The organism is Rhodococcus sp. NPDC003348 (assembly GCF_053589375.1).
This window is the reverse complement of record NZ_JBSFRT010000009.1, coordinates 81,466-103,826: the sequence shown is the minus strand read 5'-3', so window position 1 is coordinate 103,826 and position 22,361 is coordinate 81,466. Positions and strand designations below refer to the sequence as shown.

21 protein-coding genes and 1 riboswitch are annotated in these 22,361 nt (G+C 70.8%); of the genes, 7 read left to right on the top strand and 14 right to left on the bottom strand.

The annotated features are described in order from the left end of the window. The first annotated feature begins 37 nt into the window (after positions 1 to 37). A riboswitch (SAM riboswitch) is annotated at positions 38 to 148 on the top strand. 137 nt (positions 149 to 285) lie between these two features. The 4 genes from ACWDU4_RS08710 to metX (ACWDU4_RS08695) all read left to right on the top strand — a co-directional run bounded on the left by ACWDU4_RS08710 (position 286) and on the right by metX (ACWDU4_RS08695) (position 5,342). Next, on the top strand, positions 286 to 1,590 hold the full coding sequence (locus ACWDU4_RS08710) for a bifunctional o-acetylhomoserine/o-acetylserine sulfhydrylase (RefSeq protein WP_450113477.1): 1,305 nt from the start codon (positions 286 to 288) through the stop codon (positions 1,588 to 1,590). Further along, a complete protein-coding gene (metX, locus tag ACWDU4_RS08705) occupies positions 1,587 to 2,756 on the top strand; it encodes a homoserine O-acetyltransferase MetX (RefSeq protein ID WP_450113476.1) in 1,170 nt (389 codons plus the stop codon). The genes ACWDU4_RS08710 and metX (ACWDU4_RS08705) overlap by 4 nt, the downstream gene beginning before the upstream one ends. Positions 2,757 to 2,848: 92 nt before the next feature. Next, the gene (gene metX, locus ACWDU4_RS08700; RefSeq protein WP_450113475.1) at positions 2,849 to 4,033 is read left to right on the top strand and encodes a homoserine O-acetyltransferase MetX; all 1,185 of its coding nucleotides are present in this window, start codon (positions 2,849 to 2,851) and stop codon (positions 4,031 to 4,033) included. Positions 4,034 to 4,226: 193 nt separating this feature from the next. Then, positions 4,227 to 5,342 carry a homoserine O-acetyltransferase MetX gene (gene metX / locus ACWDU4_RS08695; protein WP_450113547.1) on the top strand — a complete coding sequence of 372 codons (1,116 nt, stop codon included), beginning with the start codon at positions 4,227 to 4,229 and terminating at the stop codon, positions 5,340 to 5,342. Positions 5,343 to 5,438: 96 nt separating this feature from the next. Here the strand turns inward: metX (ACWDU4_RS08695) and ACWDU4_RS08690 are convergent, their stop codons facing one another. Continuing rightward, on the bottom strand, positions 5,439 to 5,744 hold the full coding sequence (locus ACWDU4_RS08690; RefSeq protein ID WP_450113474.1) for a DUF3017 domain-containing protein: 306 nt from the start codon (positions 5,742 to 5,744) through the stop codon (positions 5,439 to 5,441). A 5-nt stretch (positions 5,745 to 5,749) separates the two neighbouring features. Further along, positions 5,750 to 6,610 (bottom strand): bifunctional methylenetetrahydrofolate dehydrogenase/methenyltetrahydrofolate cyclohydrolase, encoded by an 861-nt coding sequence (locus tag ACWDU4_RS08685; protein ID WP_450113473.1) that lies wholly within the window; start codon positions 6,608 to 6,610, stop codon positions 5,750 to 5,752. 31 nt (positions 6,611 to 6,641) lie between these two features. Between ACWDU4_RS08685 and ACWDU4_RS08680 the strand changes: the two genes are divergently transcribed. Then, on the top strand, positions 6,642 to 7,163 hold the full coding sequence (locus ACWDU4_RS08680) for a GNAT family N-acetyltransferase (protein ID WP_450113472.1): 522 nt from the start codon (positions 6,642 to 6,644) through the stop codon (positions 7,161 to 7,163). Between the two features lie 7 nt (positions 7,164 to 7,170). Here the strand turns inward: ACWDU4_RS08680 and ACWDU4_RS08675 are convergent, their stop codons facing one another. The 3 genes from ACWDU4_RS08675 to ACWDU4_RS08665 form a co-directional block, all read right to left on the bottom strand. Continuing rightward, complete coding sequence (locus tag ACWDU4_RS08675; protein WP_450113471.1) at positions 7,171 to 7,761, bottom strand: class I SAM-dependent methyltransferase; 591 nt, start codon at positions 7,759 to 7,761, stop codon at positions 7,171 to 7,173. 35 nt (positions 7,762 to 7,796) lie between these two features. Further along, a complete protein-coding gene (locus ACWDU4_RS08670) occupies positions 7,797 to 8,402 on the bottom strand; it encodes a pentapeptide repeat-containing protein (RefSeq protein WP_450113470.1) in 606 nt (201 codons plus the stop codon). 81 nt (positions 8,403 to 8,483) lie between these two features. After that, positions 8,484 to 8,894, bottom strand: coding sequence for a pyridoxamine 5'-phosphate oxidase family protein (locus tag ACWDU4_RS08665; RefSeq protein WP_450113469.1), 411 nt, complete (start codon positions 8,892 to 8,894; stop codon positions 8,484 to 8,486). Between the two features lie 100 nt (positions 8,895 to 8,994). Here ACWDU4_RS08665 and ACWDU4_RS08660 point away from each other — a divergent pair, with 100 nt between their 5' ends. After that, positions 8,995 to 9,459, top strand: coding sequence for a tRNA (cytidine(34)-2'-O)-methyltransferase (locus tag ACWDU4_RS08660; protein ID WP_450113468.1), 465 nt, complete (start codon positions 8,995 to 8,997; stop codon positions 9,457 to 9,459). Positions 9,460 to 9,475: 16 nt separating this feature from the next. Here the strand turns inward: ACWDU4_RS08660 and ACWDU4_RS08655 are convergent, their stop codons facing one another. From ACWDU4_RS08655 to ACWDU4_RS08630, 6 genes are all read right to left on the bottom strand, one after another. Then, positions 9,476 to 10,270 (bottom strand): class I SAM-dependent methyltransferase, encoded by a 795-nt coding sequence (locus tag ACWDU4_RS08655; protein ID WP_450113467.1) that lies wholly within the window; start codon positions 10,268 to 10,270, stop codon positions 9,476 to 9,478. A 495-nt stretch (positions 10,271 to 10,765) separates the two neighbouring features. Next, on the bottom strand, positions 10,766 to 11,659 hold the full coding sequence (locus ACWDU4_RS08650) for a LysR family transcriptional regulator (RefSeq protein ID WP_450113466.1): 894 nt from the start codon (positions 11,657 to 11,659) through the stop codon (positions 10,766 to 10,768). Positions 11,660 to 11,744: 85 nt separating this feature from the next. After that, on the bottom strand, positions 11,745 to 12,923 hold the full coding sequence (locus ACWDU4_RS08645) for a hypothetical protein (protein ID WP_450113465.1): 1,179 nt from the start codon (positions 12,921 to 12,923) through the stop codon (positions 11,745 to 11,747). Positions 12,924 to 13,046: 123 nt separating this feature from the next. Then, a complete protein-coding gene (locus tag ACWDU4_RS08640) occupies positions 13,047 to 13,436 on the bottom strand; it encodes a DUF302 domain-containing protein (protein WP_450113464.1) in 390 nt (129 codons plus the stop codon). Between the two features lie 47 nt (positions 13,437 to 13,483). Beyond that, positions 13,484 to 14,077, bottom strand: a complete 594-nt coding sequence (locus tag ACWDU4_RS08635; RefSeq protein ID WP_450113546.1) for a class I SAM-dependent methyltransferase — start codon at positions 14,075 to 14,077, stop codon at positions 13,484 to 13,486. Between the two features lie 5 nt (positions 14,078 to 14,082). Further along, entirely contained in the window at positions 14,083 to 14,352 is a 270-nt protein-coding gene (locus ACWDU4_RS08630) for a metal-sensitive transcriptional regulator (RefSeq protein WP_450113463.1), read from the bottom strand. Positions 14,353 to 14,498: 146 nt separating this feature from the next. Here ACWDU4_RS08630 and ACWDU4_RS08625 point away from each other — a divergent pair, with 146 nt between their 5' ends. Then, complete coding sequence (locus ACWDU4_RS08625; RefSeq protein WP_450113462.1) at positions 14,499 to 14,945, top strand: hypothetical protein; 447 nt, start codon at positions 14,499 to 14,501, stop codon at positions 14,943 to 14,945. Positions 14,946 to 14,977: 32 nt separating this feature from the next. On the opposite strand, the gene ACWDU4_RS08620 is transcribed toward ACWDU4_RS08625, so the two are convergent. From ACWDU4_RS08620 to ACWDU4_RS08610, 3 genes are all read right to left on the bottom strand, one after another. Continuing rightward, a complete protein-coding gene (locus ACWDU4_RS08620; RefSeq protein ID WP_450113461.1) occupies positions 14,978 to 17,128 on the bottom strand; it encodes an MMPL family transporter in 2,151 nt (716 codons plus the stop codon). A 95-nt stretch (positions 17,129 to 17,223) separates the two neighbouring features. Continuing rightward, a complete protein-coding gene (locus ACWDU4_RS08615; protein WP_450113460.1) occupies positions 17,224 to 18,891 on the bottom strand; it encodes an FAD-dependent oxidoreductase in 1,668 nt (555 codons plus the stop codon). Between the two features lie 113 nt (positions 18,892 to 19,004). Then, complete coding sequence (locus ACWDU4_RS08610; protein ID WP_450113459.1) at positions 19,005 to 22,313, bottom strand: error-prone DNA polymerase; 3,309 nt, start codon at positions 22,311 to 22,313, stop codon at positions 19,005 to 19,007. Positions 22,314 to 22,361: the final 48 nt, after the last annotated feature.

The window sequence follows — 22,361 nt, the reverse complement described above, 5'->3', positions numbered from 1 at the left end:
GTCGAGGGTGTGACCGGTACCGCTAAGATCGCTGCCAGGTCATGAGTGCCAGTGCCAAGCCCCGGCTCGCTGGTCGGCAACCCTCCATCCGCGGTGGGGTGCCCCGGGTGATGACCTGGTCCTCCGGAACGGAGGACAAGCGCGGGTCCGCTGGGACGGACCCACCAACCGGGCCACGACCCACCGGAGGTTTCACCATGTGTTGTTGTCGCAGATAGGCCCCAGCCAGCCCCGGGCGCCCTTGCCGCGCCTCATCTCCCGACACTCTTGGAGCAGAGCCAACTCATGAGCGAGAACGCAACCGATCCGACCGCCAACTGGACCTTCGAGACCAAGCAGATCCACGCCGGCCAGACATCGGACGCCACCACCAAGGCACGCGCGCTGCCGATCTACCAGACCACCTCGTACACGTTCGACAACACCGACCACGCCGCCGCGCTGTTCGGGCTCGCCGAGCCGGGCAACATCTACACCCGGATCATGAACCCGACGCAGGACGCGGTCGAGCAGCGGATCACCGCGCTCGAGGGCGGCGTGGCCTCGCTGCTGCTGTCCTCCGGTCAGGCCGCGTCGACCTTCGCGCTGCTGAACATCGCGGGCGCCGGCAGCCACGTGGTGTCCAGCCCGAGCCTGTACGGCGGCACCTACAACCTCTTCCACTACACGCTGCCGAAGCTCGGCATCGAGGTCACCTTCGTCGAGGATCCGGACGACCTGGAGCAGTGGAAGGCCGCGATCCGCCCGAACACGGTCGCGTTCTACGGCGAGTCCATCGCGAACCCGCGCAACGACGTCCTCGACATCCCCGGCATCTCCGAGGTCGGGCACGCCGCCGGCATCCCGCTGATCGTCGACAACACCGTCGCCACCCCGTACCTGCTGCGCCCGCTCGAGCACGGCGCCGACATCGTCGTGCACTCGGCGACGAAGTACCTGGGCGGCCACGGCACCGCGATCGCCGGTGTCATCGTCGACGGCGGCACCTTCGACTGGACTCAGGGTCGCCACCCCGGCTTCACCACCCCGGACCCGAGCTACCACGGCGTCGTGTTCGCCGACCTCGGTGCGCCGGCCTACGCCCTCAAGGCGCGGGTCCAGCTGCTCCGCGATCTCGGGTCGGCGGTCTCGCCGTTCAACGCGTTCCTGATCAGCCAGGGCATCGAGACCCTGAGCCTGCGCATCGAGCGGCACGTGCAGAACGCCACCGCGGTTGCCGAGTTCCTGCAGGGCCGGGACGAGGTCACCTCGGTCTCCTATGCCGGTCTGCCCAGCTCGCCCTGGTACGAGCGGGCCCAGAAGCTGGCCCCGAAGGGCGCGGGCGCGATCGTCGCGTTCGAACTCGCCGGCGGTGTCGAGGCGGGCAAGAAGTTCGTCGACGCCCTGACCCTGCACAGCCACGTCGCTAACATCGGCGACGTGCGCTCACTCGTCATCCACCCCGCGTCCACCACCCACGCCCAGCTGAGCGCGGAGGAGCAGCTGGCGTCCGGCGTCACCCCGGGCCTGGTTCGCCTGGCGGTCGGCATCGAGGGCATCGACGACATCCTGGCCGACCTCGAAACCGGTTTCGCGGCGGCGGCATCTTGACGATCGGTTCCGTTTCGGGCGCCCGTCCGGCCGGGTCCCACGAGGGATTCCCGTCGCCGGACGGGCGGCTGACGTCCGTCTCCATCGGCGCGGTGACGCTCGAGAGCGGCGCGGTGCTCCCCGACGTCACTCTGGCCGTGCAGGTGTGGGGCGAACCGAACAAGACCCGCGACAACGTGGTGCTCGTCGAGCACGCACTGACCGGTGACTCACACGTGACCGGGCCTGCCGACGCCGACAACCCGTCGCCCGGGTGGTGGGACGGCATGGTCGGCCCCGGCGCGCCCATCGACACCGACGAGTGGTGCGTGCTGGCCACCAATGTGCTCGGCGGTTGCCGCGGCACCACCGGCCCTGGCTCGATCGCCCCGGACGGCCGACCGTGGGGATCCCGGTTCCCGGCGATCTCCATCCGCGACCAGGTGGCAGCCGAGGTGGCGCTCGCGGACCGGCTCGGCATCGAACGGTTCGCCGCGGTGCTCGGCGGGTCGATGGGCGGCATGCGCACCCTGGAGTGGATCGTCGGCCAGCCGGAGCGGGTCGCGGCCGCACTCGTCCTGGCCGTGGGCGCCCGCGCGACGGCGGATCAGATCGGCACGCAGACCACCCAGATCGCAGCTGTCACCTCCGATCCGGACTGGCTGGGCGGCGACTACCACGGCACGGGCCGCAGACCCGAGGCCGGGCTGCGTATCGCGCGCAGGATCGCGCACCTGACCTACCGCACGGAGAGCGAACTCGACGCGCGCTTCGCGAACGACGCCCAGCAGGGCGAGAACCCGCTCGACGGCGGCCGCTACGCCGTTCAGAGCTACCTCGAGCACCAGGCCGACAAGCTGGTGGCCCGTTTCGACCCGGGCACCTACGTGTTGCTGACCGAGGCGATGAACCGCCACGACATCGGTCGCGGTCGCGGCGGCATCGAGGCGGCACTGGCCTCCTGCACCGTCCCGACCATCGTCGGTGGCGTCGACTCGGACCGGCTCTACCCGCTGTGGCAGCAGCGGGAGATCGCCACCCACCTCGCCGGATGCGAGGGTTTGCGGGTGGTGAACTCGAAGGACGGTCACGACGGATTCCTCACCGAGGCGGCGTGGGTCACCACCCTGCTCGGCGAGACGATGGCACTGGCCAGGGCACACCGCACCGACTGCCGCGTCCGCTAGACAGCCCACACCGGGCCCGTCCCGGCGGGCGGATGTCACGACACGCGCGTGGTTCGTGGCGCCCTCAACACCAAATCGTTAGCATCGGAAACGTGTCTGTGACCGACCCGCCGCCCGTACGCTCCGCACCCGACGGGCAGCCCGCGCCTGCAGCGTCGGGAGCGCGATGGCCACTCCCGACGGACGGGACACGGATCGCGATCGACATCGGACCGTTGCACCTCGAGAACGGTGTCGTGCTCCCCGACGTCGTCCTCGCCGTCCAGTGCTGGGGCACGCCGACCCCGGCCCGCGACAACATCGTGCTGGTCGAGCATGCCCTGACCGGCGATTCCCACGTCACCGGCGAGGCGGGACCGGGCTTGCCCCTCGCCGGCTGGTGGAACGAGCAGGTCGGACCCGGCGCGCCGATCGACACCGAGGAATGGTGCGTGGTGGCGGCGAACGTGCTCGGCGGGTGTGACGGCTCCACCGGCCCCTCGTCTCGGGCACCTGACAACGCCCCGTGGGGGTCGCGGTTCCCGGCGATCTCCATCCGCGACCAGGTCGCCGCCGAGGTCGCGCTCGCGGACCTGCTCGGAATCGATCGCTTCGCGGCAGTCGTCGGCGGCTCGATGGGTGGCATGCGCACCCTGGAGTGGATCGTCGGCCATCCGACACGGGTGGAGGCCGCGATGGTCCTGGCGGTCGGTGCCCGCGCGAGCGCGGACCAGATCGGCACCCAGAGCACCCAGATCGCCGCGATCACCGGCGACCCCGACTGGCAGGGCGGCGACTACCACGACACCGGCCGCTCCCCCGAGGCCGGCCTGGCCCTGGCGCGCAGGATCGCGCACCTGACCTACCGCGCCGAGGTGGGCCTGGACTGGCGCTTCGCGAACGACGCCCAGCCGGGTGAAGACCCCCGGGCCGGCGGCCGGTACGCGGTGCAGAGTTACCTCGATTACCAGGCAGCGAAGTTGGCGGACCGCTTCGACCCCGGCACCTACGTGGTGCTCACCGACGTCATCAACCGGCACGACGTCGGTCGTGGGCGCGGCGGGGTCGCGGCCGCGTTGACCTCGACACAGGTCCCGGTGATCGTCGGCGGCATCGACTCCGATCGACTGTTCCCGCTGCGCCAACTCGAGGAATTGGCGACCCTGCTGCCCGGCTGCGACGGGCTGCGCGTGGTCCACTCCGCCGATGGACACGACGGATTCCTCACCGAGGCGGCGTGGGTGACGGGCCTGCTCGGGGAGACGATGACGCTGGCCCGAGCAGGTCGCATCGGCTGAACGCGGGGCGAGACCCAGTTTCGCCAATGCCCTCATCGGGAGTGTCTCAGCTCGATAACATCGCGCCGTGCTCCCTACAGCAACAGATCCGACCACGACCCACCCGCTGCCCGGTGGCATCCGCCGGCGCCCCGCTGGGGCTGCCGGTTTCGCCGCGGCGACAACCACCCTGTCGCCTGACACTCGGCCCCTCCTGGCGTTTCCGCCGACAGACGGGACCATGGTCCATCTCGAGATCGGCACGCTGCACCTCGAGTCGGGCGAGCAACTGCCCGACGTCACGATCGCCGTTCAGTGCTGGGGTGAGCCGAGCCCCGACCTGGACAACATCGTGTTGATCGAACACGCTCTCACCGGGGACTCCCACGTGGTCGGCCCCGCCGACGACGTACACCCCACCCCCGGCTGGTGGGAGGGCATGGTCGGCCCCGGCGCCCCGATCGACACCGACGAATGGTGTGTTCTCGTCACCAACGTGCTCGGCAGTTGCCGCGGCACGACCGGACCCTCCTCGCCCGCACCGGACGGCCGCGCCTGGGGCTCGCGGTTTCCCGCGATCTCGGTTCGCGACCAGGTCGAAACGGAACGCGTACTGGCGGACAAACTGGGCATCAAGCGGTTCGCGACCGTCGTCGGCGGCTCACTGGGCGGCATGCGTGCCCTCGAATGGATAATCGGCCACCCGGACCGGATCGCGTCGGCGCTGATCCTCGCGGTCAGCCCCCGCGCGACCGCAGACCAGATCGGCGGCCACACCGCCCAGATCGACGTCATCGCCTCCGACCCGAACTGGCACGGCGGCGACTACTACGGCACCGGCACCTCGCCGGACCACGGGCTGAACATCGCCCGCCGGTTCGCGCACCTGACGTACCGCGGCGCCGCCGCCCTGGACGACCAGTTCGAGAATGCCGCACAGGACGGCGAGGACATCTGGAACGGCGGCCGGTACGCGGTCCAGAGCTACCTCGAGTACTGCGCGAACAAACTGGTGGCAACCTTCGACGCCGGCTCCTTCGTCGCCCTCACCCACTGCGCCAACAAGCACGACGTCGGCCGCGGCCGCGGCGGCATTCCCGCCGCCCTCGCGTCGACCCCGGTCCCGGTGATCGTCGGCGCCATCGACTCCGACCGGATCATGCCGCTGAACCAGGTCCTGGAGATGGCGGACATGCTCCCGGGTTGTGACGGTGCGCGGGTGGTGCACTCACCCGCCGGGCACGACGGCTTCCTCACCGAGGTCGAGTGGGTCACCGAACTGATGGACGAGACCCTGGCGCTGGCCCGGACGATCCGCGCCAACCCGTAGTCGCCGCCGGGCCGGTGCTGCCGCCTCGACGGTGGCATCACCGGCGCACGCCTTCGGCGGCCGACTCGGGGCGCCTGTTGCTCGCTCGGGTGCGGCTCAGCCGGTCCCGAGCGGGTCGATGGAGACGGCGAGCCACACGATCGTGCCCCCGACCAGCGTCAGTGCGGTGACGTCGAAAGCCTGCCCGCGCACGGCAAGCAGGCCCACCTCCTCCGGCCGCAGGCAGAGCCGGAACCCGGCGGCCAGCAGCGTCGCGATGCCGAACACGAAGGCACCTCGACGCCACCGGTCGGCGAGCACGAATCCGATCCCGACCAGCACGACGGCCGCCACCACGAGCAGCGGCAGGTTGCGGCGGGCGAACCCCAACCACCGGCTCGCGGAGCCGGCCCGGGCACTCACGTCGGTCAGGCCGACTCGGCGGCGAGCTGCTCGGCGCGCTCGACGACGTTGCTCAGCAGGAACGCTCGGGTCAGCGGTCCGACGCCACCGGGGTTCGGGGAAATGAAGCCGGCGACCTCGCGCACGTCGTCGGCGACGTCACCGCGCAGTCCCTCGGGGGTGCGGCTGACGCCGACGTCGAGGACCGCGGCACCCGGCTTGACCATGTCCGCGGTGATCAGGCCCGCGACGCCGGCGGCGGCGACGACGATGTCGGCGCGGCGCACCTCGGCGGCCAGATCCTTGGTACCGGTGTGGCAGAGGGTGACGGTGGCGTTCTCGGAGCGGCGGGTCAACAGCAGCCCGATCGGACGGCCGATGGTGACGCCACGACCGACGACGGTGACGCGGGCGCCGTCGATCGGCACCTCGTAGCGACGCAGCAGGTGCACGACACCGCGCGGGGTGCACGGCAGCGTCGACTCCTTGCCGAGCACCAGCCGGCCGAGGTTGACCGGATGCAGGCCGTCGGCGTCCTTCTCCGGGTCGATGCGCTCGAGCGCGGCGTTCTCGTCGAGGTGCTTGGGCAATGGAAGCTGCACGATGTAGCCGGTGCACTCCGGGTTGGCGTTGAGTTCGTCGATGACGGCCTCGAGCTCGGCCTGCGTGATGTCGGCGGGCAGGTCACGGCGCAGCGAGTTGATGCCGACCTTCGCGCAGTCGGCGTGCTTGCCGCGCACGTAGGAGGCCGAACCGGGGTCGTCACCGACCAGGACCGTGCCCAGCCCGGGGGTGATGCCCTTGGCCTTGAGTGCGTCCACCCGGGCCTTCAGGTCGATGAAGATCTCGTCTCGGGTTGCCTTGCCATCCAGGATCGTCGCAGTCACGGCGCCCATTGTTTCAGGTAACACTGAACTCATGGCACACAGTCCTGAACTCGCGCCCGAATTGCACGGTCCGAGGGTGGTTCTGACCGCGCTGAGACCGGAGCATCGGGCCCGGCTGCGCGAGATCCACCGGGAGCCGGAGGTGCGCCGGTGGTGGCAGATGCCGGACGACGACTGGCCGGAGGTCACCGAACCGGACACCACCAAGTACACGGTGCTCGAGGACGGCCGGGTGGTGGGCTTCGCCCAGTGGTACTTCGAACCCGATCCGGAGTACCGGCACGCCGGCCTGGACCTGTTCCTGTCTGCCGAGGTTCAGGGCCGCGGTCTGGGCACCGAGGTGGTGCGGGTGCTGTGCGCGCATCTGATCGACGACCATCACCACCACCGCCTCGTGATCGATCCGGCGGTCGCGAACACCGCCGCGATCGCCTGCTACCGGAAGGTCGGGTTCAAGGACGTCGGAGTGATGCGCGAGTACGAGCTGCGCCACGACGGCACCTGGGACGACGGCCTGCTGATGGACCTGCTGGCGCGCGAGTTCGTGCGCTGAGGCGGAGTCAGGTCCGTCTGATCGTCGCGAACCAGGCGGGCGCGCCGTGGTCGTGGAATCGCGTCTCGATCCGGTCCGGTTCGATGCGCACGACGGCCCAGCCGCCATCCGAGGTGAACGCGCCGCGCAGGTCGTCCCGCGTGACCGGATGCGGGCCGGTGTCCGGTCCGCCGTCGCTGAAGCACAGCACGTACAGCGTGCCACCGGGCTCGGTCACCGCCGCGAGACTCGCGACGTACCGCGAGCGCTCGGCACCGTCGAAGGTGTGGAACAGTCCGCTGTCCAGCACCGTGTCGAACGTGCGGCCCACACCCGCCAGGTCGAGAGCATCGGCCGCCGCGAACTCGACCTCCACTCCCCGGTCCTCCGCCTTCGTCCGGGCGATCGCCAGGGCCGTCTCGGCCACGTCGACACCCAGGACCGACAATCCCAGTGCCGCAACGTGAAGCGCGTTCTCCCCGGTCCCGCAGCCCGCATCGAGCACGGATCCGGTGAAGCCTCCCTCGGAGGCGACCCGCACGACGGCCGGCTGCGGTCGGCCGGTGTCCCAGGGAGCGGGGCCCTCCCGGTACGACGCATCCCAGGGCAGACCGGTCATTCGTTCGTGACCGGTCGGGCGCCGGGGCTCGGGACTCAATGCTCGACGACCAGTCCGTGCGCGGCGGCCAGGGCGACCGCCTGGGTGAGGTCGATCTTGGCGCCCCCGAGTTTCGCATTCGTCCACAGGCCGGCGTCGGCGTGCGCGCCCCGCAGGTCCGCTTCCTCGAGGCGGACCCCGAAGGTGCGGGCGCCGTGCAGGTCCACGGCGCGGAGGTCCGCCTTCCGGAGATCGGCCTCGACGAGGTTGGCCTCGCGCAGCCGGCAGTCGGTGAAGTCGACGCCGCGGAGGTCCGCCTTCCCGAGGGAGGCGAGGGTGAAATCCACCTCGTCGAATTCGATCGGCCGCATCCGGCACTGCTCGAACGTCGACCCGAGCACCGTTGAACTGTGGAATGCACTGTGCCACAGCGTTGTCCGCGCGAAGGTGCAGGATCGGAACGCGGTCACGGTGTGCTTCGAGTCGGTCAGGTCGGCCCCCGTGAAGTCGCAGTCGGTGAACACGACGTGCTCGGTCCGCAGTTCGCTGAGGTCCGCATCGCGGAAGGTGCAGCCGGTGTAGTGCCTCCCGACCCAGTGCTGGCGCGCCAGCCGGGCATCCGAGAAGTCCTCGCCGACGAATTCCTGGATCTCTTCTGCCATGCCCCGATACTGCCCTGCCCCGGCGACAGGCGAGACCGGCAGTGCGTGTCCGGCAGCCATCCGACGTCTGCTACCCGACCCTCATGCGGGCGGGGTGAGTCTGACCCGGCTCGGTGTGATCCGAACTTCGGTGTTGTACAGGCGGTCGATCTCGCCGATGGTCGTCCGCAGTTCCGAGGTGATGGCGGCCGAATACTTGTCGACGTAGGGATGGTTGCTGCTCGGCAGCACGTTCGGCGTCAGACTGGCGGTGCCGGTGATGACGACGATGTCCCCGCCGTGTTCGTCCGAGTTGAAGTTCAGCGACACCGTCGGTCGCAGGCCGATGTTGTGCACCTTGCGCGAGCCCGGCGGGGTGAACACGACCAGGTCCGCACCGTCGGGCACGAACCACACCGGGTTCGGGGCGGGGGTTCCGCTGTCTGCGACGGTCGTGAGCCACACGACCTGGTCCTCGGCGATCCGTCGCAGCGCTTCCGGTGGCATGTCCATGGGCGTCGGCCTCCTGTGGGATTGCTCAACCATACGACGCGACACACCCGCATGCCGGGTTGCCGACCACGCCCGCCACGGCCGGTGGCAAGCTGATCGGGTGTTCCGTCTGCTGTTCCACGAGCCCCGCATCCCTCCCAACACGGGCAACGCGATCCGCCTCGTCGCGGGCACCGGGTGCGAACTGCACCTGGTGGAGCCGCTGGGGTTCGACCTGTCCGAGCCGAAGCTGCGGCGGGCGGGCCTGGACTACCACGACCTGGCATCGGTGACGGTGCACACGGACCTGGAGGCGGCGTGGGCCGCGCTGGCCCCGGAACGTGTGTACGCCTTCACCGCGCACGCCGAGACGAGCTACGCCGACATCGAGTACCGCCCCGGTGACGTGCTCCTGTTCGGGCCCGAGCCGACGGGCCTGTCGGAGGAGGTCCTCGCCGATCCGCACGTCACCGCGCGGGTGCGCATCCCGATGATCCCGGGTCGGCGCTCGCTGAACCTGTCGAACGCGGCCGCGGTGGTGACCTACGAGGCGTGGCGCCAGCACGGCTTCGCGGGCGGGGTCTGACACACGGTTCGCTCGGTCACGGCCGGCGATCACCGTCCCCCGCCCGGCGCATCTCCACCCGCATCTGGGTGAACCGGAACAGCCCCGGCCCGCCTGCGACCTCCTCGTAGGCCGCGACCACCTCGGCCATGAACCGATCCGCCCGGTCCGGGGCGAGACGACCCGTCCAGTCGGTGGATCCGACGGTGCACCAACGCGTGAAGTCCGCACGAGAACCGAAGTCCCACTGCATGTCCCACGTGTGCAGGCCGGTCACCTTCAACCCCGCGGATTCGGCGATTGCGGAGTACGACTCGGGGTCGGGGTGCACGTACGGGGCGACGAAACCGGCGAACTCCGCGGCCCACTCGGCCCGTCGGGTCACGTCCATCTCGACATCCTCGACGCCGGGACGCTCGCTCGCGCACACCAGTTGCACCACCGCACGCCCGCCGGTCCGCAGCGTCCGGGCCACGGCCGCCAGCGCCCGCCGCTGGTCGGGCACCCAGTGCAACGCATTGAACGAGACCACGACGTCGAACTCGCCGACGAACGGCAGGTCGCGGGCGTCGGCGGTCAGGAACCGAACCGAGGTGCCGTCCGGCACGGGCCTGCGCGCCGCCGTCTCGACCATCCGGGGCGACGCGTCCACCCCCACCACCGATCCGCGGGGTAGCCGCCGCGCGAGTTCGAGGGTGACGTACCCGTCCCCGCAGCCGACGTCGAGGAGCCGCTCGTCACCGTCCAGGGCGAGGTGAGCCAGCGCCTGCCCGGCGAGCGTGCGTTGCAGCGCACTCACCTCGGCGTAGTCGCGACCGTCCCACACGGGCACGTGAGCCAGCATACGAGCGTTTCGGTCGAGCCCACCGAGGATTCTGCGCCGCGACCGCAGGCCCGCACGGTGTGGCCGGGTAGCTGCGCGGCGCGGGCGGCGCTGGGTAGGAACCACCTCGAACCCCGCGCCCACCGCGAGCTGTACGACCTGGCCGCGGATCCCGACGAGGTCACGAGCGGAGTCCGACCCCACCGGGCGCGTCCGTCAGGCGCCGTGGAACGGATCCCGGCACTGGCAGTACATGGCACACGACGCGGCGTGATCGATCATCAGGATCTCCGCGCAGCGCGCCGGTGCCGGACGGAGCCCGATCAGTCGGGCAATTCGACCCGGGCCCGTCGTGCACGCCGGGTGCGCGCACGACGGGCAGAAGCCCTGACGTTCGGCTGTGACGAGTTCAAACGCATCGGACCGGTACACCCGATCAGGATGACCCGCCGTCACCTCGGCGGGAAGAATTGGACTCGCCGTGCGCGAATCACCGGGTGACGCTCACCGCGCGCCCGCAGCGATGTCGAGGAACTCGCGGGCCGAACCGCGCAGCCCGCGGTCGCGGTCCCACACCGCCTGCAACCGCCGTGGTATCCGCAGGCCCTGCAGTTCGACGGCGACGAGGCGGCCGTCGTTCAGGTCGGCGGCAACCGCCAGCGACGACACCACCGCGGGCGCGTTCCCGGCGACGACGGCGGCCTTGACCGCGGTGCAGGACGTCAGTTCGAGCAGCGGGGCCACGCAGCCGGGGACCGCCTTCTCCAATGTCGTGCGGGTACCGGACCCGAACTCGCGCTGGATCAGCGGGGTGCGGGCGAGCTCGGCCGGGGCGATCGGACCGGACCTCGCCCAGGGGTGGCCGGGCGGAACCACGACCACCAGTTCGTCGCGGGCGACTTCGCGCGAGTCGAGACCGGCGGGCACCTCGGGCCCCTCGACGAACCCGAGGTCGGCGTCGCCGGCGAGCACCTGGATGGCCACGTCGGTTGAGTTGAGCAACCGCACCGACGTCACCACGTTCGGGTTCTTGCGGCGCATGGTGACGGTCCACCCCGGCACCAGGTACTCGGCGATGGTCATGCTCGCGGCGACGGTCAGGTTCGCCTCCCGTTCCCCTCTCAGCGCGGAGATGCCGGAAGCGAGATGCTCTGCGGCGGTGAGTGTTCCCGTCGCCCACTCGAGCACGAGACCACCCTCGTAGGTGGGGGTCACGCCGGTGGTGGCGCGATCGAACACCTTGATGCCGAGCTGCCGCTCGGCCGAGCGCACCCGGGCGCTGACTGCCTGCTGACTGAGGCCGTGTTCACGACCGGCCGCACCCATGCTGCCCAGCCGCGCAACGGATACCAGGACATCGAGAGCAGCCAGTTCGGGGACCCGGGGCGAGAGCGGCATGGGCGCCAGGATACCCGGGCGACAAACACGGGTTGTGAGGTGACAAGCGCGAGCCGACCACACTCCCGTTGCGAGGAACGCCCGGTCAGAGCGCGAAGAACACCACCACGGCCGCGACGAGGGCGAACACCGCGAGGCCGACGATCAGCCACAGCACGACCCGGCCGAGCGATCCCCCCACCCCGTCCGGGGTGGACACCGACTCGGCCTGCACCTCGGGCTCGGGCTCGGGCTCCGGCTCGACGGTCACCACCGTCGACTCCGCCTCCACGACCGACTCCCCACCGTCGACCGCCACCGCCGCCTCGCTCGGGGTCACCGTCTCGCCGGCGGTGACCTCGGGTGGCAGCAGCGGCCCGCGGATCGCGGTGAGCACCTCGGTGACGTCGTAGGAAGGCGGCAGCCCGATCGGCTTGTTCGGCCGGGTCGAGCTGCGGAATCCGGCCGCGAGGATCGCGGCACCGAGTGCCGCGGCCTGTTCGGGTCCGGGACCGACGACGACGTGCACGCCGAACTTCCCGGCGAGCGCGTCCGCGACTCCGCGCAACGCGACGTCGTCGCGGGCGACCAGTCCGTCGGCGGTGACCACCACCGCATCGAGGTTCGACGGCAACCAGCCGAATGCGCCCAGTGCCGTGGACAACTGCGCGGTCGGCGACGATCCACGACCGGCGGCGAACCGGAACGACCGGCCGCTCGAGACCCCCGAGCGGACCAGCGTGACCGTCGCGCCCGCATCGTCGACGTGGTAGCTGCCGATCAACTGGCCGGGCTTCTCCGCGACCTCGGACTCGAACCAGGCGCACGCCGCCTCCGCATCCGAGACGAGTGAAATCTCGTTCAGGCCCGCGTAGTTCAGCGAGTTGCGCAGATCGGCGACGAGGTCGGCCTCCCACATCGACGGGTAGGAGGCGACCACCGCGGGAGCACCGCCGTCGCGGCCTCCGAAGGTGGGCAGCGGTTCGCACTCACGCACCAGGGCGCGCATGGCGGAGGCCACCACGTCCTCGGCGCGGTATCGGGTGCCGTCGCTGGCGGCCACCCCCTCCGGATCTCCGACGCGGGCAACGAAACCCGAGACCGTGCTGACGAACGTGCTGCCCTCCGGCGGATCTCCGCCGCCGAGGACCACCTCACTGTTGGAGCCGACGTAGAGCACGGTGTCCCGGACGATGACGATCGGATCTGGGGTGCCCGGCTCATTCGACGCGACCACCAGTGTCGACACCAGGCTGCCGATCCTGACCCCAATTCCCACAGACATGCGTACTCCATTCGGGTGACGAACAGAGAGCAATCTACGCGCTCGGCGGGCCTCTCCTCACCACACCGTCATTCGGGACACATCCTGCCGCGCCGACGATCTCGCCACGCGGCCCGTCGACCGTCAGGCGTCGAGGGAACCGATCGCCGCCCGCAGCAATCCAGCCGCCTCGTCCGCGACGACCGCGAGCTGCGGATTGCCGGTGACCTCGACCATCAGCTGGGGGTTCATCGCCTCGACGACCACGCCGTCGCCGTTCGCGCGCACGACCACGTTGCACGGCAACAGCAGACCGATCTGCGGGTCGATGCCGACGGCCCGGTTCGCCAGGCCCGGATTGCACGCGCCGAGGATCAGGTACCGGTCGAGCTCGGCACCGACCTTCGCCTTGAGGGTGGCCTGCATGTCTATCTCGGTCAGCACGCCGAACCCCTGCTCCTGCAGGGCGGCCCGGGTGCGGGCGACCGCGTCGTCGAAGTCCGTGGCGAGGGTGGCTCCGATGCCGAGTTCCATGTCTTGTCGTCCTTTCGTTGGTGCGATGGCCGGTGTGCCGTGCCGGTTCACCGGTGCGGTGGCAACTCCCACGGCGAGGCGTCGAGCAGGATGTCGACGGCGGTGCCGTCGCCCTGGGGGCGCAGCACGTGTTCGAGCGCGTGGACCCGCAGGCCCTCGGCCGCGGCCGCGAGGTCGGCGATACCGGGCAGGATCGCCGGGTCGGGCGGGCCGCCGACGCCGCGGTGGTAGTTCTCGGCGGAATGCCCCAGGTACACCAGCCTGCCGCCGGGGGCCAGCCACCCGGCAGCGGCCGCGATCAGCTCCCGCAACAGCGCGATCGGCAGGTGCAGGAAGCTCAGCAGCACCAGGTCGACCGGGCCGGCAGGCGCCCAGTAGGTGACGTCACCGACCTGCCAGTCGATCCTGCCGTCGGTGTCCTTGTCACGGGCCTGGTCGATGGCGACCGCGGAGTGGTCGACGGCGGTGACCGTCCACCCGTGGCGATCCAGCCACCGGGCGTGCCGGCCGTCGCCGCAGGCCAGGTCCACCGCGCGGCCGGGTGCCGCGCCGGCGAGGCGCTGCCGGATCGTCTCCGCGGGTTCGCTGCCCCACGGGTCCGGCCGGTCCCGGTAGCGCTCGTCCCAGGCCGCGGCGTCCATCCCCGTCACGCCAGCGCGAGGAAGAGCTTCTCGAGCTCCGCCTCGGTCATCGGCTCCTGGTTCTCCCGGTTCGTGCCCTCGAGGCAGTCCCGCAGTCCGGTCGCCACGATCTTGAACCCGGCCCGGTCCAGCGCCCGCGACACCGCGGCGAGCTGGGTGACCACGTCCTTGCAGTCGCGACCGTTCTCGATCATCGAGATCACGCCCGCGAGCTGCCCCTGCGCCCGGCGCAGCCGGTTCAGCACCTGTGCGATGCTCTCCTCGTCTCCGGTCATGGGACACCTGCACTTTCTTTTCGGATGTCTGTTACCCCCAGGGTACCCCTCGGGGTATCGGGAAGGGGTTGGGTGAAACTCCTGGCACTACCGGGTGATCGGGCCCACACTGGTGGCACCACCGCCAGAACATCAGGAGTGACGCCATGAGCGAGAACCGGCCCTTCGGATTCGATCCCGAGGACCTCGACCGGCTGGCCCGTGAGGTGGGGGCGGGACTGCGCGACGCCTTCGACAAGTTCGGCAACCTTCTCGGTGAAGCCGGGTTCGAGACGGTGCGGTCGAGCGGCCCCGGGTGGACGGCGACCTATCCACGCCGGAAGGACAGCCGACCGGCCGCCGACGGGGTCTGGGCGGTCTTCGTCGTCGGCGACGACGGCGCCGCGACGGTCGAGCAGGTGTACGCCACCGAACTCGACGCGCTGCGGGCGAACAAGAGCAACACCGACTCCCACCGGCGCGTCCGGTTCCTGCCGTACGGCATCGCGGTCAGCGCCCTCGACACCGAACCCGACACCGAACCCGAACCCGACACCGACGCCGGCTCCGGATCGGACGCGGACGCGGACGTCGAGCCCGATCCGGAGCACTGACGGCGCAGCCGTCCATCGAACCGACCGCGAACTCAGCCGTGCGAGAAGCTGATCTCGGGCAGCAGGCGACGCAGCCACGCCGGTGACCACCAGGCGGCACGGCCGGTGATGCGCAGCAGCGCGGGCAGCAGCACCAGCCGGACCAGGACCGCGTCGAGCAGCACCGCGACGCCGAGGATGATGCCCATCTCCTTGGGCGGCAGCGGCTCGGCGAGCGCGAAACTGAAGAACACGCCGACCATCACCGCAGCGGCCGCGAAGATGACCCGTCCCGAGTGCGCCATGCCCTCGACCTGTGCGGCCGCGGCGTCACCGGTGCGCTCGTAGTGCTCCTTGACGGTCGAGAGCAGGAACACCGTGTAGTCCATCGCGATCGCGAAGATCATCGCGAAGAAGAACACCGGCCCCCAGCCGTCGAGGAAGCCCTGGGGCTCGAAGCCGAGCAGGCCCGCGCCGTGACCGTCCTGGAAGATCAGCTTCGCCACTCCGAACGCGGCACCGGTGGACAGCAGGCTGACGACCGTGCCCATCAGCGCCACCAGCGGCGCACGCAGCGCGATCAGCAGCAACAGGAAGCCCAGGACCAGGATCACCGCCATCACGATCGGCAGGTAGTCGTTCAGCGCCTGCTGCAGGTCGAGGTTCTCGGCGGGGGCGCCGCCGACCACTGCCGATTCGGGCAGGTCCGCCCGCAGCCGGTCCAGCGTGCCTGCCAGCGCGGGGTCGGACGGATCGACGTCCGGGACCGCCTGAAGCAGCACCAGGCCGGAGTCGTCGGCCGCAGGCATGGCCGGGCTCACCATCGCGACGCCCTCGGTGGTGGCGGCGACCCGCGCCACCTCGTCGGCGTCCTGTGCGTTCGCGACGATCTGCAGCGTGCCGGGCACGCCTGCACCCATCTGTTCCTGCACGATCTCGTAGCCCTGCCGCACGGCGGCGTCCTCGGGCACGACCTGGATCGACGGCATGGCCACCTTCAGGCCGAACACCGGGATCGAGAGCAACACCAGGACGATCAGCGCGCCGATGGCGAGCGGCCACGGCCGACGGTTCACCAGCGCACCCCAGCGGGAGAACACCGGCGACCGGTGCTCCTGACGCTTGGCGTACGGCAGCGCCCCCTTGTTCACCTTGCCGCCCAGCTTGCCCAGCACCGCGGGCAGCAGGGTCAGAGTCGCGGCGAGCACGAACACCACGGCCAGCATGATGCCGACCGCCATGGTGCGCACCGCTGGGGCGGGCACCAGCAGCACCGCCGACAGGCTGACGAGCACCGTCAAGCCGGACAGCAGCACCGCCTTGCCCGCGGTCGCCATCGTCTCGGCGACGGCCATCCGGGAGCTCGCGCCGTTACGCAGCGCGTCCCGGAAGCGGACGACCAGGAACAGCGCGTAGTCGATGCCGAGCGCGAGGGCGAACATCATCGCGAAGTTCATCGCCCACACCGAGATCGGAGTGAGCTCGTTCAGCAGCACCAGCGCGCCCGCAGACGCGACCAGACCGGCCATCGTCAGCAGCAGCGGCAGACCCGCCGCGACCAGGGAGCCGAACGCGAGCACCATGATCGCGAGGGTGACCGGCCAGGAGAACAACTCGGCCTTGATCATCGCGTCGTGGTTGGCGGCGTTGAAGTCGCTCCACAGCGCCGACGCACCGGTGGGGTGGATCTCGATGTTGTCCGTGGCGACCGCGGCGAGCGGGTCGGCGAGGTCGCCGGCGGCGGTGACCATCGTGTTCGGGTCGGCGCCCGCGCCGCCGAGCACGATCGCGGTGTGCCCGTCGGGGCTGATCGTCATGCCCGGCTGCGGCGGCACCACCTGGGAGATGCGGGAGTCGGCGTCGAGGACGCCGGTGACGCCGGCGATCGCGGCCGCCATCTCGGGGTCGTCCACCGTGTGTGTCTCGGAGTGCACGACAACCTGCAGCGCGTCGGATCCGGTGCCGCCGAAGTGCTCCTGCGCGAGCTCGCGGACCTGGACGGACTCGGAGCCGTCGGCCTGCCAGCCTGCGCCGGCGAGCGAGCTGAACACGCTGGGCGCGGCGGCGCCCAGCGCGACGACGACGGCGATCCAGGCGATGACGACGAGCTTGAAGCGGTCGGCCATCGTGGCGCCGAGTCGCGCCATCAGGCCGTGCACCTGCTCCCGCGGCGGGGCGTTCTTGTCGGTGTCGGTGGTGGTCATGGCATTGAACATCCTTCTCGTAAATACGGGTGGGGGTATATGACCGGGCCGGAAAAAGCCCCCGATGAACCGGGGGCAATTCCCGAAAGGGTGGGTCAGACGAGGACGTCCGCGTGAGCGCGCCCGGCGCTCCAGGTGCGGTACCCGCCGTCCAGGTTGCGGACGTCGCGACCGAGCTGGCGCAGGATGCGGGCCGCGGTGTGCCCGCGCTGGCCGACCTGGCAGGTCACGACGAGCTCACCGGCGGGCAGCTCGTCGGCCCGCCCCCGCAGCGCGTCGAGTTCGATGTTGACGGCACCGGGGATCGACCCGGCCGCGAACTCCTCGGGCGTGCGAACGTCGACGAGCGCGGCGCCTGCGTCCAGCGCAGCGGGCAACTCGTGCCACTGGACCGTCGCGGCGGTCCCGCTCCGCAGGTTGTCTGCGATGTAACCGAGCATGTTCACCGGATCCTTCGCGGAGCCGAACTGCGGCGCGTATGCGAGTTCCAGGTCGGCGAGTTCGGACGCGGCGATGCCGCCGACCATCGCGGTCGCGATCACGTCGATGCGCTTGTCGACACCCTCCCCACCGACGCCCTGGGCGCCGAGGATCGCGTCGGTGTCCGGGTCCACGAGGAGCTTGAGGGACATCCCCTGGGCTCCGGGGTAGTACCCGGCGTGCGACTGCGGGTGGGTGTGGATCGCGCGGTAGGGCCGACCCGCGACCCGCAGCCGCTTCTCGTTCCAGCCCACGGCGGCGACCATCAGGGAGAACACGCCGACGATCGCGGTGCCGACGACAGGACGCGGACGCACCGGCAGCCCGGAGATCACGTCCGCGACCAGCCGGCCCTGCCGGTTCGCCGGGTTGGCCAGCGGAACGAGTCCGGGCTGACCGGAGACGGCGTCGATCTTCTCGACCGCGTCACCGACCGCGTAGACGTGCTCGGCGGAGGTGCGCATCCGCTCGTCGACCGCGATGCCGCCGCGGGGACCGATCGCGATGCCCGCCGCGACCGCGAGCCCGGATTCCGGACGCACGCCGATCGCCATCACCACGACGTCCGCGGGCAGGACCCGGTCGTCGGACAGCGTGACGTCGTCGGCGCCGACCGCGGTGACCTGGGTGCCGAGTTCGATCCGAACCCCGTTGGCACGCAACTCGTCCGCGACGGGCGCGGCCATCTCCGGGTCGAGCGGCGCGAGCACCTGGTCGGCGAGTTCGACGATCGTGACGTCGAGGCCGCGGCGGCGCAGGTTCTCGGCCAGTTCCACGCCGATGAAGCCGGCCCCGACGATCACCGCGGTCCGGGCAGGGACATGGGCCGCGTCGTTCGTCGCGGCCTGCGCGTCGAGCGCACCGACCAGACGGTCCACGTCGTCGACGTCACGCAGCACCAGCGCGCGCTCGACACCGGCAATGTCCGGGACGATCGGGTTCGCGCCGGGGCTGAGGACGAGTTCGTCGTAGGACTCGACCGTCTCGGCGCCGGTGGCCAGGTCGCGCACCGTGACGGTGCGCGCGGCGGGGTCGATCGCGGTCACCTCGGTGCGCACGCGCACGTCGAGCTCGAACCGGGCCGCGAGGGACTCCGGCGTCTGCAGCAACAGCGCCTCACGGTCCTCGATCACCCCGCCCGCGTAGTACGGCAGGCCGCAGTTGGCGAACGAGACGTGCGCTCCCCGCTCGAACACCACGATCTGCGCGTCCTCGTTCAGCCGGCGCAGCCTGGTCGCGGCGGACATTCCGCCGGCGACGCCACCCACGATGACGACCTTCACGTCGACTCCCTTCCTCGGATCCAGAGGCAAGCATACCCCCTGGGGTATCTGAACCAGAGTGCGGCGGGCCCTGTTCCCCACAACGCACGGGGGTGGCGCGGGTCACGCCGGCGTCAGCGGAAGTCACGGGACCTTCCGGCCATCCGCAGGTCCATCCGCTGCAGCCGGTCTGCGACCACCGTCACCGCACCCTCCGCGTTCTGCACCCGACCACGCACCAGCAGCGCCGGCGCGGTGTGCGCGAGGGTGCGGTACCGCGCCCACAGCCCCACCGAGCAAACGACGTTGACCATCCCGGTCTCGTCCTCGAGGTTGATGAAGGTGACGCCCGCCGCGGTCGCGGGCCGCTGCCGGTGCGTGACCGCCCCGCCGACCAGCACCCGGTCCCCATCCGGCACCGAAAGCAGCCGCGACGCCGGGACCACCCCCAGCGCGTCGAGCTGCGGCCGCAGGAACTGGGTCGGGTACGAGTCCGGCGAGACCCCGGTCGCCCACACGTCGGCAGCCGCCAGTTCCACGTCGCTCATCCCGGGCAGCGTCGGCGCGGTCACCGAGGCCCCGGTACCCGGCAGCCGGTCGGGCCGCTCCCCCGCCGCGGCCCCGGCCGCCCACAGCGCCTGTCTGCGGGTCCCGGCGAAACCGGCGAGCGCGCCCGCCGTGGCCAGCGACTCCGCCTGCGCGGTGGTCAGTTCCACCCGGCCGGTCAGGTCGAGCAGCGAGGCGAACGGGCCGCCCTCCACTCGGGCGGCGACGATCTCCTCCGCCAGCGCGGACCCGATGTGCCGCACCTCACCGAGCCCCAGCCGGACCTCGGTGCCGCCTTGCTCCAGGCCCGCGTAGGCGAGGCTGAAGTTCACGTCCGGGCCGTGCACCACCACACCGTGCCTACGGGCGTCGGCGACCAGCGACTGCGGCGAGTAGAAGCCCATCGGCTGCGCGCGCAGCAGACCGGCGCAGAACGCGGCGGGGTGGTGCAGCTTGAACCACGCAGAGTAGAACACCAACGAGGCGAACGACTGCGAATGACTTTCGGGGAAACCGAAATTCGCGAAGGCGTACAGCTTCTCGTAGATCCGGTCGGCGACCTCGCCGGTGATGCCGTGCAACTCCCGCATGCCCTCGTACAGCCGACCCTTGAGCCGCTCCATCTTCTGCGGGGACCGTTTCGAGCCCATTGCCCGCCGCAACCGATCCGCCTCCGCGGCGGTGAACCCGGCGACGTCGACGGCCATCTGCATCAACTGTTCCTGGAACAGCGGCACCCCGAGGGTCCGTTCGAGCGAGTGCTCCAGGCTGGGGTGGTCGTAGGTGACGGGTTCGCGGCCGTTGCGCCGCCGGATGTAGGGATGCACCGAGCCGCCCTGAATCGGACCGGGCCGGATCAGCGCCACCTCCACCACCAGGTCGTAGAACGTGCGCGGCTTCAGACGCGGCAGCGTCGCCATCTGGGCCCGCGACTCCACCTGGAACACACCCACCGAGTCGGCGCGGCACAGCATCTCGTAGACCGCCGCCTCGGACAGGTCCAGATGCGCCAGGTCCACCTCGACACCCTTGTGCTCGGCAACCAGGTCGATCATGTAGTGCAGTGCGGAGAGCATGCCGAGGCCGAGCAGGTCGAACTTGACCAGCCCGACCGCCGCGCAGTCGTCCTTGTCCCACTGCAGGACACTGCGGTTCTCCATCCTCGCCCACTCGACCGGGCACACGTCCGCGATCGGCCGATCGCAGATCACCATGCCTCCCGAGTGGATACCCAGATGCCTCGGGAAACCCTCGATCTCACCGGCCAGGTCGAGAACGGCCCGCGGGATGTCGGTTCCCGTCTCGTCCTTCACGCCGGACCACCGGCTGACCTGTTTGCTCCACGCGTCCTGCTGGCCCTGCGAGTAACCGAGGGCGCGGGCCATGTCCCGCACCGCCATCTTGCCGCGATAGGTGATGACGTTCGCGACCTGCGCGGCGTACTCGCGTCCGTACCGGTTGTAGACGTACTGGATGGCCTCCTCGCGCCGGTCCGACTCGATATCGACGTCGATGTCCGGCGGACCGTCCCGCTCCGGGGACAGGAACCGCTCGAAGAGCAGTTTGTTGCCGACCGGGTCCACGTTGGTGATGCCGATGGCGTAGCAGACTGCCGAGTTGGCCGCCGAGCCGCGACCCTGACAGAGGATGTCGCTGCGCTTGCAGAACGAGACGATGTCGTGCACCACCAGGAAGTATCCCGGGAACCCCAGTTGCGCAACGATTCCCAGCTCGTGCTCGATCTGTCGGTAGGCGTCGGGCCGCTCGCCGGGGGTGCCGTAGCGGCGGCGGGCGCCTGCCATGGTCAGTTCCCGCAGCCACGTGTCCTCGGTGTGCCCGTCGGGCACGTCGAACGGCGGCAGCTTCGGCGCGATGAGCGCGAGGTCGAACGCGCACTCCCGGCCGAGTTCGGCCGCCGTCGGCACCGCCGACGGGTGGTCGGCGAACAGCCGGGTCATCTCGGCACCGGAGCGCAGGTGGGCACCCCCGGTGGGGGCGAGCCAGCCGGCGGCCTCGTCGAGGGACCGGCGGGCGCGGACCGCGGCCATCGCCATCGCCAGACGGCTCCGGTCGGGTGCGGCGAAGTGGGCAGCGGTGGTCGCGACGACCGGCAGACCGCAGCGGTGAGCGAGTTCGGCCAGCGCGGCGTTGCGTTCGTCGTCCTCGACGACCCCCTGCGCGGTGAGCTCGACCGCAACCCGGTCGGCGCCGAATCTCTCGACCAGTGAGCGTAATTCGACCTCGGCGGCGGACAATCCGCCGGCCTCGAGCGCTGCACGCACGTGACCCTTGCGACATCCGGTGAGAATCTGCCAGTGCCCACCGGCGGCCTCGGTCAGGGTGTCGAGGTCGTAGCGCGGATTGCCTTTCTGCCCGCCCGCCAGGTGCGCGGCGGCGATCTGCCGGGACAGCCGCCGGTAGCCCTCCTGCCCGCGGGCCAGCACCAGCAGGTGGGCGCCGTCCGGGTCCGGGATCCCGGTGCGCGGTGGCGCGGCCACGGCACCCGTTGCCGGAAGCGACAACTCGGCACCGAAGACGGTCCGCACGCGCAGCTCCTTCGCGGCTTCCGCGAACCGGACCACCCCGTAGAGCCCGTCGTGGTCGGTCAGGGCGATCGCCTCGAGCCCGAGGCGAACCGCCTCCTCCACCAGTTCCTCCGGCTGCCCGGCGCCGTCGAGGAAGCTGAACGCGGAGTGCGCGTGCAGTTCCGCGTAGGGCACGACCGGGCCGACCTCCGAAACGATGCGATCGGCCTGGTAGACACCGCGTTTGCGGGACCATGCCGGGCTGTCGCTGCCGTCACCGGGGTACATGGCCTCCGGCGGGTTGCGGCCCGAGCGCCCCGAGAGCACCCGTTCCATCTCCGACCATGTCGGCGGCCCGTTGTTCCAACCCACCGCAAGCTCCTCCCGTCTCGACTGCGTCGGCGTTCACCGACCGCGCCG

Excerpts from the sequence above, each read along its gene's own strand:
- ACWDU4_RS08710 (WP_450113477.1), top strand. The coding sequence starts at position 286 with ATGAGCGAGAACGCAACCGATCCGACCGCCAACTGGACCTTCGAGACC.
- ACWDU4_RS08680 (WP_450113472.1), top strand. The coding sequence starts at position 6,642 with ATGGCACACAGTCCTGAACTCGCGCCCGAATTGCACGGTCCGAGGGTG.
- ACWDU4_RS08675 (WP_450113471.1), bottom strand. The coding sequence starts at position 7,761 with ATGACCGGTCTGCCCTGGGATGCGTCGTACCGGGAGGGCCCCGCTCCC.
- ACWDU4_RS08670 (WP_450113470.1), bottom strand. The coding sequence starts at position 8,402 with ATGGCAGAAGAGATCCAGGAATTCGTCGGCGAGGACTTCTCGGATGCC.
- ACWDU4_RS08665 (WP_450113469.1), bottom strand. The coding sequence starts at position 8,894 with ATGGACATGCCACCGGAAGCGCTGCGACGGATCGCCGAGGACCAGGTC.
- ACWDU4_RS08650 (WP_450113466.1), bottom strand. The coding sequence starts at position 11,659 with ATGCCGCTCTCGCCCCGGGTCCCCGAACTGGCTGCTCTCGATGTCCTG.
- ACWDU4_RS08645 (WP_450113465.1), bottom strand. The coding sequence starts at position 12,923 with ATGTCTGTGGGAATTGGGGTCAGGATCGGCAGCCTGGTGTCGACACTG.
- ACWDU4_RS08640 (WP_450113464.1), bottom strand. The coding sequence starts at position 13,436 with ATGGAACTCGGCATCGGAGCCACCCTCGCCACGGACTTCGACGACGCG.
- ACWDU4_RS08635 (WP_450113546.1), bottom strand. The coding sequence starts at position 14,077 with ATGGACGCCGCGGCCTGGGACGAGCGCTACCGGGACCGGCCGGACCCG.
- ACWDU4_RS08630 (WP_450113463.1), bottom strand. The coding sequence starts at position 14,352 with ATGACCGGAGACGAGGAGAGCATCGCACAGGTGCTGAACCGGCTGCGC.
- ACWDU4_RS08625 (WP_450113462.1), top strand. The coding sequence starts at position 14,499 with ATGAGCGAGAACCGGCCCTTCGGATTCGATCCCGAGGACCTCGACCGG.
- ACWDU4_RS08620 (WP_450113461.1), bottom strand. The coding sequence starts at position 17,128 with ATGACCACCACCGACACCGACAAGAACGCCCCGCCGCGGGAGCAGGTG.